We start from the raw sequence: 12975 nt of genomic DNA, 5'->3' as shown, positions 1-12975 counted from the left end.
CCACCGTCCCCCGCCCCAGGCACAGTTACCCAGGGTGGGACGGCGGGAGACGGGTGGCGAAGGGAGCCAGGCGGGGTGCGAAGCGCGAACCCGGTGCTGGACCGGTTGGACGACACCAGCCGGGAAGACCGGCTGTCCGGGGACGCGGAGGCGGTGACGGTCGACGACGTGGCGGTCCGTGCCGTCGGGCTGCTGCTGCTCACCGGCATGGTCGCGGCGGTCGCCTGGGTGGTCGTACCCCCGGCGTTGTGGCTGCCCGCGGCGCTGGCCGGCACCGCGCTGGCCGGCGTGGCGCTGGTCCTGGTGATCTCGCTGCGCGGCATCACCCACCCGGCCCCGATCATCGGGTACGCCCTGCTCCAAGGGCTGCTGCTGGGCGTGGCCAGCCGGACCTTCGAGGCGGTCTACCCCGGGATCGTGGCGCAGGCCGTCGTGGGCACGTTCGGGGTGTTCCTCGGCATGGCGCTGCTCTACCGGGCCCGGGTGATCCGGGCCACCCCACGTCTGGCCCGGCTGGTGATCGGCACCCTACTCGGGGTGCTCGCGGTGACCCTGGTGAACCTGGTGTTCCAGCTCTTCACCGGACGGCCGGGAGTGGAGATCTACAGCCTCACCGGCCAGGTGGGCTGGCTGCCGTACGTGTTCTCCGGAGTGGCCATCATCGCCGGGGCCTTGAGTTTCATCCTCGACTTCGACCAGATCGAACGTTCCGTCCGGGGCGGCCTGCCGCGCCGGTACGCCTGGCTCTGCGCCTTCGGGGTGCTGGTCGGATTGATCTTCCTGTACTGGCAGATCCTCCGGTTGCTCAGCTACCTGCGGCGTTGACCGCCGGCCCGCCCGCCCGCCGTAGACTCTCCGGCGATGAGCGCAGCGGAACTGGACCGGGCCGTGGAGTCGCTGACCCGTCAGGTGGGGCACTGGCAGCAGCCGCGCTGGGCGGCCGTGCCGGACGGCGGCGACGCGTCCCGCGCGGACCTGATGCACCGGCTGGTGCAGGAGCTCGCCGACCTGGGCGCGGACGCCGAGAGTGAACCGTGCCGGCCGGTACCCCGGCTGCCGAACGACCTGGCGCTGGTCGACCAACTCCGGGTGGTCGCCGCCGACCTGGTCGCGGCCGGGCCGTCCGGCGCGGTGCTGGCCCGGGCCGCCGCCGCCGTGACGGCGACGCGGGCCGCGCTCTGACCGGTCAGCCCTTCAGCCAGCGGCGCACCTTCCGACGACCGGCCCGCTCGCGGGCGGCGGCGACGGCGGGCAGCTCCCGGTCGGCGGCCGCCGCCTGCCGAGCGTGCAGCAGCCCGTACGTGAAGGTGTTCCCGCCGTCGGCGTACGCGCGCAACGCCTCCCGCCGCAGCACCTCCCGTGTCATCACCGAGTCCTGGTACGCGCCGAGCCGATTCTGGAGATCCTTCAGCCGGCTCAGCAGCGTGGCGGCGGGTTTGCCCACCGCGGGCTCGCGTACCTCGACGGCGTAACGCGCCGCCTTGTACGCCTTGCGCGCCTCGTGCAGCGCGGCGTCCCGCTCCGGGCCCTGCTCGCAGGCGAGGAGGGCGGAATCCAGCCGGTGGTCGGCGCGGGTCAGGGCCCGCCGGACCCGCCGGTTCACCCACCGTCGCGTGACCGTACGCGCCGGCCGGCCCTCCACCAGCCGGTCCAACCGACTGAGCAGCTCCGGATACCGGTCGGAGTCGAACGCCCGCCCCAACCCGTCCAGGGCCGTGGCGGCGTCGGCGGCGAACCGTTGCGCGATCCGCGCGGCGACCGGGCCGAGCACCAGCTCGGGTGGTTCGGCGTGCACGGCCGTTTCGAGCCGGGCCGCCATCACCTGGGCGTCCCGCACGGCACCCAACTGCGCCCCGAGCCACCGCAGCTCGGCGCGGAGCTCCCCGCTCTCCGGCCGGCCCCACAGGCCCCGGAAGGTCCGCAGCGTGGCGCGCAGCCGGCGGATCGCCACCCGCATGTCGTGAACGGCATCCTCGTCGCCGTGCCGGGCGGCCGGATGGTTCGCGATCAGCGCGTCCCGTTGGGCGCGGAGGTGGTCGAGCACGGCAGCGGCCGCCGGATCCGTTCGCGGCCGGTCCGCCACGGCGGCGAGCCGGCCACCGAGTGCCCGGTGGGACTTCGAGACCGAGACCGGCCGGGCCCCGGCCGCCCGCAGCCGCTCCTGCACCGCGTCCAGCAGCGGGTCGTCGCCGTCGACCAACTCGACCTCGATCTCGTGCCAGGTCTGCCGTTCGTCGCTGACCAGGTCGTGACTCTCGACGGCGTCCTGGGCGACCTCGGCCAGCACCCGGCCCTGCTCGTCGAGCAGGCGGTGCTCCCGCCGCCGGGTGGTGACCCGGGCGGCGGGAGCCACCGGCGCGCCCCGGGCGGCGGCCCGGTAGAGCCCGACCAGCTCGGCCGGTGGTTCGACGTCGTCCGGGCCGGCCGGGAACTGGTACTCGGTGCGGGGGCCGCCGGCCGCACCGACCTTCAGGTGCCAACCCGCGTCGTGACCGCCGGTGCGTCGGCGCAGCGCGTAGCCGCTGCGGGCCAGCCGCAGGTCCGCGGTGTCGTGATAGACCGCGTCCAGGTCGTAGGCGGTGGCGTCGGACATGCTCGCGACGCCACCGCAGCCCGTCAGGTCCGGCAGTCGGAAACCGTCGTCGCCGGCGTACTTACGTTCCCGCTCCACCACAGCAGCCATGCCGGTCGGATACCCGGACGCGGTGCCGGCGAATCGACGGTCAGCTCAGCCGCTCCAGCACCATCGCCATGCCCTGGCCGCCGCCGACGCACATGGTCTCCAGGCCGATGGTCCGGTCGTGCCACTGCAGGGCGTTGAGCAGGGTTCCGGTGATCCGGGCGCCGGTCATGCCGAACGGGTGGCCGACGGCGATGGCGCCACCCATCACGTTCAGCTTCTCCTCGGCGATGCCGAGCTGCCGGTAGGAGGGGATCACCTGGGCGGCGAACGCCTCGTTGATCTCGACCAGGTCGACGTCGTCGATCGTCATGCCGGCCCGCCTGAGCGCCTGCCGGGACGCCTCGACCGGGCCGAGACCCATGATCTCCGGCGACAGCGCGGTCACGCCGGTGGAGACGATCCGGGCCAGCGGAGTCAGCCCGAGGTCCTTCGCCCGCTGGGCGCTCATCACCACCACCGCGGCGGCGCCGTCGTTCAGTGGACAGCAGTTGCCGGCGGTGATCCGGCCGTCGGGGCGGAACACCGGCTTCAGCCCGGCCACCGCCTCCAGGGTCACCCCGGGGCGCGGCCCGTCGTCGGCGCTGACCACGGTGCCGTCCGGAGTCGTCACCGGGGTGATCTCCCGGGCCCAGAAGCCGTCGGCGATCGCCTTCTCGGCCAGGTTCTGGCTGCGTACGCCGAACGCGTCCATGTCCTCGCGGGTCACGTCGTACGCCTGGGCCAGGTTCTCGGCGGTCTGCCCCATGGCCAGGTAGATGTCCGGCAACTCGCCGGCCTCGCGGGGGTCGGTCCACACCTCGGCGCCGCCCTCGGCCCGCCGCTTCGAGCGTGCCTGCGCCGCGGCGAAGCGCGGGTTCTCCCAGCCGCCGCCGACCAGCGCCTGCGCCTCCGGCGGCAGGGTGTCCGAGTTGCCCCGGGCGTACCGGGAGACCATCTCCACCCCGGCGGAGACGAACACGTCGCCCTCACCGGCCCGGATCGCGTGCATCGCCATCCGGGTCGTCTGCAACGACGAGGCGCAGTAGCGGGTCAGCGTCGCCCCGGGCAGGCCGTCCAACCCCATCAGCGTGGCAACCACCCGAGCCATGTTGAAGCCCTGCTCGCCGCCGGGCAGGCCGCATCCGAGGTACAGGTCGTCGATCTCGGCGGGGTCGAGTCCGGGAACCTTGTCCAGCGCGGCCTGGACGATGGTCGCGGCGAGATCGTCCGGGCGGACGTCGCGCAGCGAACCCTTGAACGCGCGTCCGATCGGGGACCGGGCGGTGGCGACGATGACGGCGTCGCGGGACGACTCAATCGGCATGAACCAACGTTAACCCGCGAGTAACTTCGGGTGGAAGGAGCCCACCCGGCGGGAAATGTCACCCCGGATGGGCCGCTCAGTGCGGGGAGGCCGCGGTTGCCGCGGCGGCGACCGCGGGAAGCAGGGCGTGCGCCCAGACCCGGTAGCCGTCGGCCGAGGGGTGGAAGCCGTCGTGGCAGAGCGTACCGGCGTCCGCCCGGAACACCGGCCCGGTCTCGGTCGCCAGGTCGACCACGCTTCCGCCGGCGTCGAGCACGGCCGCGGTCTGGGCGCGGGCGATCCGCCGACCCGACCAGCCGAGCACCTGCCGCAGCGGCTGCGCCACCGCCCGTACCGCGCCGAGGTCGGGACAGGTGCCCACCACGACCTGTACGCGCGCCTCACGCAGCCGGCGCACCGCCGAGGCGAGGTACGCCGCCGCCTCGGCCGGACGGCGCAACCCGGTGGCGTCGTTGGCCCCGATCAGGATGACCGCGACGTCCGGGCGTTCGCCGAGCAGTGCCCGGGCCACCTGGGTGGCCAGATCCGTCGAGCGTGAACCCGAGACACCCACGCTGGACAGGTGCACCCGCCGCCCGACCGGCTCCTCGGCCAGCAGGTAAGCGAGTTGCCCGCCGACCGTCTCGTCGAAGCGCTCCACGCCGACGCCCAGGGCGGAGGAGTCGCCGAGCAGCACCAGCCGCAGCGACGGGGCGTTGGCCCGGCCCACCGTGGCCCGCAGCGCCAGGCCGAGTTCCGGCTGGGCGTAGCTGCGCCCACGGGCGGCCACAGCCTGCCCGGCGAGCACCGCGGCGCCGCCGATCGTGCCGGCCACCAGGGAGACGGCCGCCGCCTTTCCGAGCCGGAGCGCCAACTCGGCACCGACCGACCGTTCGTTCATGCCGTTCCCTCCCTGCGGTCGGGACCGCCATGAGGCTTTTGGGCGCTGAGCTGGCTGATTCGCTCGCTGCGCTCGCTCATGCCGTTCCCTCCAGTGTCGGTGAGTCGGCGACGGCGCCGGGCTGCGGCACCACCCCGACGCCGAAGAAGGTCCGCCGGCGCAGTTGGGCCCAACGGCCGGCCGGCCCCCGGTCGCGCCCGCGGACCTGGGTGCCGCTGACCTCCGTGCCGGCGTGCCGCGCCGCCTCCTGGGCGGCCTGCGGCAGCGAGCGTACGCCCTCGCCGCGGCCGAGGACAGGCCGGCGTTCCGGGCCCATGCCGAGGGCGGAGATCACGGTGGGTAGCAGCGCGGCGGCAGCCACCGCATACCCCTCCGCCGAGGGATGGAACCGGTCCCAGGCGAACATCCGGGACGGTTCGGCCGCGAAGCGGGGGCCGAGCAGGTCGCCCAGGGAGACCGTCCAACCGCCCGCCTCGACCACCGCCACCGTCTGGGCGGCGGCGAGCTGCCGGCTCCACCGCCGGGCCAGCCAGCGCAGCGGCGGCTGGATCGGCTGGATCGCGCCCAGGTCCGGGCAGGTGCCGACGACCACCTCACAGCCGGCGGCGCGCAGCGCGCGGACCGCGTCCACGAGGTGGCGCACCGCCAGGGCCGGTGGGGTGCGGTTGGTGACGTCGTTGCCGCCGACCAGGATCACCGCGACGTCCGGGTCGCTCTCCAGCGCGGACTCGACCTGCGGCCTCAGCCCGGCCGACAGGGCGCCGACCACGGCGAAGCGGCGCAGCCGGACCGGGCGGTGCAGTCGCCGGGACAGCGCGGTGGCCAGCAAGGCGCCCAGCGTCTCCCGCCGGCGGTGCACCCCGTAGCTGGCCGCCGAGGAGTCACCCAGGATCACCATGGTCAGCGGTGGGCCGGGCAGCTTCGCGCCGTAGACGCCATCACAGCGCGGCGGGGGCGCCTCGGCCATCGGAATCGTGCGCCGGGCCTGCCGGGCCTGCCCGACCAGCACCCCGCCGGTGGCGACCACGGCCGCTGCGGTGGCACCCGTGCCGATCGCCGCCACCCGGGCGAGCTGGCGGACGCGCTGCCAGCGCGGATCGAGCTCCCGGCGCGAATCGACCGGTACGACGGAACCAGGCACCCCCATACCAGCGACATTATCGCGCCGGCACGACACACCGCCGACCCGCGGACCCGGCAGCCAATGCCTCGGCCCGACCACCAGGGGATCGGCGTGGCGATGGCTGGGCGGGGACCGTTCGGGGTACCAGTTCCACAACGACGACGGGCGATCGGTGGGGGCACTTGCACCCCCGGGGCACCCTTGGACCGGCGAGAGGGGCGGGACGATGGGTAGGACGTTGAAACGGAGCGCGGCGTTCGCCGCGCTGGCCCGAGCGGTGGCGGCGGGCGCGCGGGGTGGACCGTCGCTGGGTACCCGGCTGGCCGCGGTGCCGCGGATGATCCGGGCGACGGGCCGGGGCGAGTACGACGGTGGCCTGCGGCTGGCGCTGATGGCGGCGGCGACGGCGTACGTCGTCTCCCCGGTGGACGTGGTGCCGGAGTTGTTCCTGACGGTCTTCGGTCTGCTCGACGACGCGGTGATGGTGACCTGGCTGGCCGGCAGCGTGCTGGCCGAGACCGAGCGCTTCCTGCAGTGGGAGGCGGGTCGCGCGTCCGTGGTCCCCGGGCAGGTGGTCGGCTGACGGCACGTACGCTGGGCGACGAACGAGTTTGTCTGCCCGGCGGCCGTCGCCGGCGCCGCAACGAAGGGCACAACGAGGTGCAGTACTACGACAACGTCGTCGAGCTGATCGGCGACACCCCGCTGGTGCGGCTGCGCAACGTCACCGAGGGTATCCAGGCGACCGTGCTGGCGAAGGTGGAGTACCTCAACCCCGGCGGTTCGGTGAAGGACCGGATCGCGCTGCGGATGGTGGAGGACGCCGAAGCCGCCGGCATCCTCAGGCCGGGCGGCACGATCGTCGAGCCGACCAGCGGCAACACCGGGGTCGGGTTGGCCCTGGTGGCACAGCTCAAGGGCTACCGGTGCGTGTTCGTCTGCCCGGACAAGGTCAGCCAGGACAAGCAGGACGTGCTGCGGGCGTACGGCGCCGAGGTGGTGGTCTGCCCGACCGCCGTCGCGCCGGAGGACCCGCGCTCCTACTACAACGTCTCCGACCGGCTGGCCCGGGAGATCCCCGGTGCCTGGAAACCCGACCAGTACAGCAACCCGGCCAATCCGCGCTCGCACTACGAGAGCACCGGCCCGGAGCTGTGGCAGCAGACCGAGGGGCGGATCACCCACTTCGTGGCGGGTGTCGGCACGGGCGGCACCATCTCCGGCATCGGCCGGTACCTGAAGGAGGCATCCGAAGGGCGGGTCCGGGTGATCGGCGCCGACCCGGAGGGCTCGGTCTACTCCGGCGGCACCGGTCGGCCGTACCTGGTCGAGGGCGTCGGTGAGGACTTCTGGCCCAAGACGTACGACCAGGGTGTCGCCGACGAGATCATCGAGGTCTCCGACAAGGCGTCCTTCGAGATGACCCGGCGACTGGCCCGCGAGGAGGGCCTGCTGGTCGGCGGTTCCTGCGGCATGGCGGTGGTCGCGGCGCTGGAGGTGGCCCGCAAGGCCGACCCCGACGACGTGGTCGTGGTGCTCCTGCCGGACAGCGGCAAGGGCTACCTGTCGAAGATCTTCAACGACCGGTGGATGGCCCGGTACGGCTTCCTGGCCGACGCGGGCACGGAGCCGACCGTCGCCGACGCGCTCGCCGGCAAGCCGGGCGGCCTGCCCGAGCTGGTGCACGTGCACCCGACCGAGACGGTCCGCGACGCGATCGACTACATGCGTGAGTACGGCGTCTCCCAACTGCCGGTGCTCAAGGCCGAGCCGCCGGTGGTGACCGGCGAGGTAGCCGGCTCGATCGCCGAGAAGGACCTGCTCGACGCGCTCTTCACCGGTCAGGCGCACCTGCACGACACCATCGAGCGGCACATGGCGGACCCGCTGCCGATGATCGGTGGCGGACAGCCGGTGAGCGAGGCCGTGGCCCTGCTGGAGAAGTCCGACGCGGCCCTGGTGCTGGTCGACGGCAAGCCCAAGGGCGTGCTCACCCGGCAGGACCTGCTGGCCCATCTCGGCGCGCGGTGACGTCCGGCGACCCGCACAGCGGGCGGGCGTAGCGCAGCTGCGGGACCGCCACCGGGCCGATCCGCTCGTCCCGAATCTGTCCGGTGGCGGCCCAGCCGCCCCGCTCGTAGAACGCCCGGGCGCGCGCGTTGTCCCGCAGCACCCAGAGCACGGCCCGGGACCACCCCCGGGAGCGCATGGCCTCCAGCGCGTCGACCATCAGCTGCCGGCCGGTGCCCCGGCCGCGTTCCGCCGGGTCGAGATGGATGGCGTTGAGCAGGCCGGTGCCCGGGTCGCCCTCGTCGTCCGGCCCGAGGTAGCTGAAACCGACCAGCCGGCCGTCGCGTTCGGCCACCGTCATCCGGTGGTCGTCGTGCTCCCACGTCCACCGCTCGACCCAGTAGCTGCCCATCGCCGCCCCGGTCGGCTCGGCCAGTGCCGCCGCCGGCAGGAACGACGAGTACGCGGCCACCCGGGACCGTTGGTGCAGGGCACCGACCAGCATCAGGTCAACGGTGGTGGCGGGACGCAGCGTGACGGTCACCGGGCCGAGGTTACCCGCCGAGGCGGCACCGGCACGGTGGTCAGGTCCTCGGCGATCACCAGGTCGCCGGTGAAGTGCTCCCGGGCCTCGTCGGCGAAACGGCGCGGGTCGGCGTACCGCTGGGAGAAGTGGGTGAGCACCAGCGTGTGTACCTGCGACTCGGTGGCCACCCGCGCGGCCTGCGCCGCGGTCAGGTGGCCGACCTCGGCGGCGAGGGCGGCCTCCGACGCCAGGAACGTCGACTCGATGACCAGCAGGTCGGCGTGCTCGGCGAGGGCGTACACCGCGTCGCAGAGGCCGGTGTCCATCACGAACGCGAACCGCTGCCCCGGCCGGGTCACGCTCACCTCGTCGCGGGTGACGCGGCGTCCGTCCCGGTCCAGGTGGCCGACGCGCAGCAGCTCCCCGACCGCCGGACCGGTGATGCCGTACGTGGCCAGTTTCTCCGGCAGCGTACGGCGGCCGTCCGGCTCGACCAGCCGGTAGCCGTACGTCTCGACGGGGTGCCGCAGCCGGCGGGCCTCCAGCGTGCCGCCGCGCAGGGTGATCCGCTGCCCGTCGGCGTCGATCGGCGCGACGGCCAGCTCGGCCGTCTCGTGGAACGAGCTGGCGTGCCGCAGCCGGGCGAAGTACTCGGCACCGCCGGCCGGGAAGTGCACCGCCACCGGGTGCGGCACCCGGTCCAGGCTGAGCCGCTGGATGATCCCGGGCAGCCCCAGGCAGTGGTCGCCGTGGAAGTGGGTGACGCAGATCCGGGTCAGGTCGGTGGCGGTGACCCCGGTGCGCAGCAGTTGCCGCTGGCTGCCCTCACCCGGGTCGAAGAGGATCACCTCGTCGTCCCAGCGCAGCACGTACCCGTTGTGGTTGCGCAGCCGGGTCGGCGTCTGGCTGGCCGTCCCGAGTACCACCAGCTCGCGCATCGACACGGAACTCCCCTGGGAACGAAGCGACCCCCGGGGCTTCCGCGCTGACGCGCGGGCCGGCTGGACTGGGCCGGCACCCCGGGGGTCGGGTGGCTGTCGTGGATTCGCCGCACCGCTGCCACACGGTCTCGACGATGGTGCCTGGTGCCCGCCTCGCGGCGGACGGGTTTTCACTGTCGAGGACAGCGGCTAGCGGACAGCCACCTCACGAGTCCGATTGCTATACAAGTCTGGACCACCTCCTTTCCCGTGTACGGCCACGTTATCCACTTCCCCGGGGAGCCGGCAACGGATTTCGATCACAGGCTCGGCCGGTCGCACCGATCGCCGCCGCTGGTCGGCTGGGACGGCCGGTGCGCTACGAACCTGATGTCGTATGCGATTCACCGGCCGGTCACCGCCGTTACTGGTCTGCTGGGACGACCGCGCCGGCGATTCACCTTCGTAATCAGGTTTGTAGCGTCAGAAGACGGGGCGTCTTCCACCGGCGGGGGACGGCCCAGCCCTCAGTCGATGCCGATCGGGCCCTCGCGGGGGCCCTCCTCGTTGGCCGGCTGCACCGCCAGCGACGGGAAGTCGGCCAGGTCGCCCTCGGGCTCGGCGTCCCACTCCGGGAAGACCAGATCGCTCTGCAGGTAGAGGCAGAGCAACTGGGTGAGGTGGCGTAGCCCGTCCAGGTGCGTGCGCTCGTGCCCGTGGGTGGCGTCCACCCCGAAGCCGAGCAGCGCCACCCGGGCGTGCGCGCCCGCCTCGACCGCCGCCGCCACGTCTGAGCGGTAGTAGTCGAAGACGTCCCGGACCAGGTCGACGCCGTGCTCCTTGGCGATCGCGGCGAGCTTGCGGGTCAGGTGGTAGTCGAACGGGCCGACGCCGTCGCCCATCGCCAGGGTGGCCCCGTGCTCCCGGGACTGCTGGCCGGGGGCGACCACCGCCGCGTCCACCGAGACGATCTCCGCCACGTCCGGGTCCAGGCCGTGGCTGGCCCCGTGGCCGATCTCCTCGGTCACGGTGACCAGCAGGTGCGCGGTGACCTTCGGGGTGATCCCCGCGTCGACGAGCGCCTTGAGCGCGGTGAGCACCGCCGCCACGCCCGCCTTGTCGTCCAGGTGCCGCGACTTGACGTACCCGCTGGGGGTGACCGTCGGGTTGGGCAGGAACGCCACGAAGTCCCCGGCGTCGATGCCCAGCGCCCGCAGCCCGGCGATGTCCTCGACCGGCTCGTCGACCCGCACCTCCACCAGTTCCCACCCGACGCCCTGCAGGTCGACCGCCTCGTTGTAGCGGTGCCCGCTGGCCTTCAGCGGCAGCACCTGGCCGGTGATCACCCGATCCAGGTCGTCGGTGAAGATCCGCACGTGCGCGCCCTCGGCGAACCGGGCGCTGTGCGTGCCGATCGGTTTCAGCTCCAGCCGGCCGTTCTCCTTGAGCCGCTTGACCATCCCGCCGATGGTGTCGGTGTGCACCACGATCGCCCGGTCCGCGCCGGTCTGCCGGGGGCCGGGCAGGCAGGCGCTGAGCGCCCCACGCCGCGTCAGCGTCGAGGTGATCCCCAGCGCGGAGAGGCGTTCACCCACGTACTGCTGCACGTGGTCGGTACGCCCCGACGGGCTCGGGATCTCCAGCAACTCCAGCAGCACCTGGCGCAGGTAGTCCAGGTCGATCTCCAGCGGCTGAGGGTTCACGCGCCCGCCCCCGGGCCGGCCGGGCTCCACAGCCGCTGCGGGGCGCGGGTGCCCGGGAAGAGCAGGTCGATGAAGCGCTCCGCGGTGGGCTGCGGCTCGTGGTTGGCCAGTCCCGGCCGCTCGTTCGCCTCGATGAACACGTGTTCGGCCTGGTCGGGGGCGGGCACGAGCAGGTCCAGCCCGGTCACCGGGATGTCCAGGGCCCGGCTCGCCGCCACGCAGGCATCGGCGATCGCGGGGTGCAGGTCGGCCGTCACGTCGTGGATTGTGCCACCGGTGTGCAGGTTCGCGGTGCGGCGGACGGTGAGCACCTGACCCTCGCGCAGCACGTCGTGCATCCGGTACCCGGCGTCGGCCACCACCTCCCGGGTCATGTCGTCGATCGGGATCCGTGACTCACCCCCGGTGGCGGCGGCCCGCCGGCGGCTCTGCCGCTCGATCAGCTCGGTGATGTCGTGCACCCCGTCGCCGGTGATCTGCGCCGGCCGGCGCACCGCCGCGGCCACCACCTCGTGGTTGATGACGATCACCCGCAGGTCCTCGCCGGAACGCATCTCCTCGATCAGCACGTCGGGGCAGAACCGTCGGGCCAGCTCGACCGCCGCGGCCAGCGCCTCCGGCGTGCGGACCCCCACGGTGATGCCGTTGCCCTGCTCACCTCGGGCCGGCTTGACCACGACCGGGCCGACGTCGGCCAGGAACGCCAGGTCGTCCGGATCACCGGTGGCGGTCCGGCCGCGCGGCACCGACAGACCCGCCTCGGTGAGGATCCGCCGGGTCACCCGCTTGTCGTCACAGCGGCTCATCGCCACCGCCGAGGTCAGCTCGGACAGCGACTCCCGGGTGTGGATGGTCCGGCCGCCGTTGCTCAACCGCAGCTCACCCCAGTGCGCGTCGGTGACCTCCACCCGGATGCCGCGGCGCATCGCCTCGTCCGCGATGATCTTCGCGTACGGGTTGAGTTCGTCGTACCCCTGTGGGGCGGCCGGCAGGAACAACGGCTCGTTGATCGGATTCTTCCGTTTCACGCAGAGCGTGCCCGTACGGCGGAAACCGAGCCGCTCGTAGAGGCGGATCGCGCCGGAGTTCTCCGCCAGCACCGACAGGTCGACGAAGGCCCGGCCGCGCTCGTCGAGCCGGTCGGCCAGCGCGGTCAGCAACGCCTGGCCGGTGCCGGGCGGGGCGGTGTTGAAGTCGACGGTCAGGCACCACAGGCTGGCGCCGTTCTCCGGGTCGGCGAAGACCGCGACGTGGTCCACCCCGGTGATGGTGCCGACGATCTCCCCGGTGCCGCTCTCGGCGACCAGGTGCAGGAACCGGTCGGTGCCGGCGTTGTCCACCAGCACCTCCACCGGCGCGGTGACCATGCCGTTGCGGGCGTAGATCCGGTTCACCGCGTCCGCGTCGTCGGCGTCGCGCAGCGACCGGATCACCAACCCGGGCGGTTCGGAGCCGCCGTCGGCGGCGGCCGGGCGGTGCTCGCCCAGCGGCAGCCGGTAGGTCAGCGACGGGTCGATGAACAGCTCGTCGGGAAGCCGGGAGACCAGCACGTGCGGGTCACGCAGGTAGATGCAGATGTCCCGGGCACCGGCCGCCTCGGAACGCAGCACGTCCGCGACGGCTGCCTGGTCGACGAAGGTCTGCCCGAAGACCAACCGGCCCCAACCGCAGTCCAGCACCACGTCCGCCTCGCCGGCCGGCCGCCTGCGCGGCTCGGGCGTGCCGGGAGCCACCGGGTCGCCGCCGGGGCCCACCCGTTCCCGTCGTCGGCCCAGCACCCGATCCCGGTCGAGACGGGCCGTGCCGGTCGCCAGCGTCTCGGTCATC

12 protein-coding genes are annotated in these 12975 nt (G+C 73.4%); 4 read left to right on the top strand and 8 right to left on the bottom strand.

Annotated features, from left to right (window positions below; all coding sequences use genetic code 11):
• The first annotated feature begins 75 nt into the window (after window positions 1-75).
• Complete coding sequence (locus E1182_RS10210) at window positions 76-825, top strand: Bax inhibitor-1/YccA family protein (protein WP_132263397.1); 750 nt, start codon at window positions 76-78, stop codon at window positions 823-825.
• 36 nt (window positions 826-861) lie between these two features.
• On the top strand, window positions 862-1182 hold the full coding sequence (locus E1182_RS10205; RefSeq protein WP_132263395.1) for a hypothetical protein: 321 nt from the start codon (window positions 862-864) through the stop codon (window positions 1180-1182).
• A 4-nt stretch (window positions 1183-1186) separates the two neighbouring features.
• On the opposite strand, the gene E1182_RS10200 is transcribed toward E1182_RS10205, so the two are convergent.
• From E1182_RS10200 to E1182_RS10185, 4 genes are all read right to left on the bottom strand, one after another.
• Window positions 1187-2683, bottom strand: coding sequence for a CYTH and CHAD domain-containing protein (locus E1182_RS10200; RefSeq protein WP_132263392.1), 1497 nt, complete (start codon window positions 2681-2683; stop codon window positions 1187-1189).
• 40 nt (window positions 2684-2723) lie between these two features.
• The gene (locus E1182_RS10195) at window positions 2724-3986 is read right to left on the bottom strand and encodes an acetyl-CoA C-acetyltransferase (protein WP_132263390.1); all 1263 of its coding nucleotides are present in this window, start codon (window positions 3984-3986) and stop codon (window positions 2724-2726) included.
• Between the two features lie 76 nt (window positions 3987-4062).
• A complete protein-coding gene (locus tag E1182_RS10190; protein ID WP_132263388.1) occupies window positions 4063-4866 on the bottom strand; it encodes an SGNH/GDSL hydrolase family protein in 804 nt (267 codons plus the stop codon).
• Between the two features lie 76 nt (window positions 4867-4942).
• Entirely contained in the window at window positions 4943-6013 is a 1071-nt protein-coding gene (locus E1182_RS10185; protein WP_132263386.1) for an SGNH/GDSL hydrolase family protein, read from the bottom strand.
• A 202-nt stretch (window positions 6014-6215) separates the two neighbouring features.
• On the opposite strand from E1182_RS10185, the gene E1182_RS10180 reads away from it, so the two are divergent.
• Together E1182_RS10180 and E1182_RS10175 are read left to right on the top strand one after the other, a co-directional pair.
• On the top strand, window positions 6216-6572 hold the full coding sequence (locus tag E1182_RS10180) for a YkvA family protein (RefSeq protein WP_132263383.1): 357 nt from the start codon (window positions 6216-6218) through the stop codon (window positions 6570-6572).
• A 77-nt stretch (window positions 6573-6649) separates the two neighbouring features.
• Window positions 6650-8020: a cystathionine beta-synthase gene (locus tag E1182_RS10175; RefSeq protein ID WP_132263381.1), complete on the top strand. Its 1371-nt coding sequence runs from the start codon at window positions 6650-6652 to the stop codon at window positions 8018-8020.
• Here E1182_RS10175 and E1182_RS10170 read toward each other — a convergent pair.
• The 4 genes from E1182_RS10170 to ngg all read right to left on the bottom strand — a co-directional run bounded on the left by E1182_RS10170 (window position 7980) and on the right by ngg (window position 12974).
• Window positions 7980-8543: a GNAT family N-acetyltransferase gene (locus E1182_RS10170; RefSeq protein ID WP_132263379.1), complete on the bottom strand. Its 564-nt coding sequence runs from the start codon at window positions 8541-8543 to the stop codon at window positions 7980-7982. The genes E1182_RS10175 and E1182_RS10170 overlap by 41 nt on opposite strands.
• Complete coding sequence (locus E1182_RS10165) at window positions 8540-9469, bottom strand: ribonuclease Z (RefSeq protein WP_132263377.1); 930 nt, start codon at window positions 9467-9469, stop codon at window positions 8540-8542. The genes E1182_RS10170 and E1182_RS10165 overlap by 4 nt, the downstream gene beginning before the upstream one ends.
• A gap of 503 nt (window positions 9470-9972) precedes the next feature.
• Window positions 9973-11148: an osmoprotectant NAGGN system M42 family peptidase gene (locus E1182_RS10160; protein WP_132263375.1), complete on the bottom strand. Its 1176-nt coding sequence runs from the start codon at window positions 11146-11148 to the stop codon at window positions 9973-9975.
• Window positions 11145-12974 (bottom strand): N-acetylglutaminylglutamine synthetase, encoded by a 1830-nt coding sequence (gene ngg / locus E1182_RS10155; protein ID WP_132263372.1) that lies wholly within the window; start codon window positions 12972-12974, stop codon window positions 11145-11147. Before ngg ends, E1182_RS10160 begins: the two co-directional genes overlap by 4 nt.
• Between the last annotated feature and the right edge of the window lies 1 nt (window position 12975).

This window comes from Micromonospora sp. KC721 (assembly GCF_004348355.1).
GTDB lineage: Bacteria > Actinomycetota > Actinomycetes > Mycobacteriales > Micromonosporaceae > Micromonospora.
Note: the sequence above shows the minus strand (reverse complement) of the source record. Positions and strands in the feature narration are given on the sequence as shown.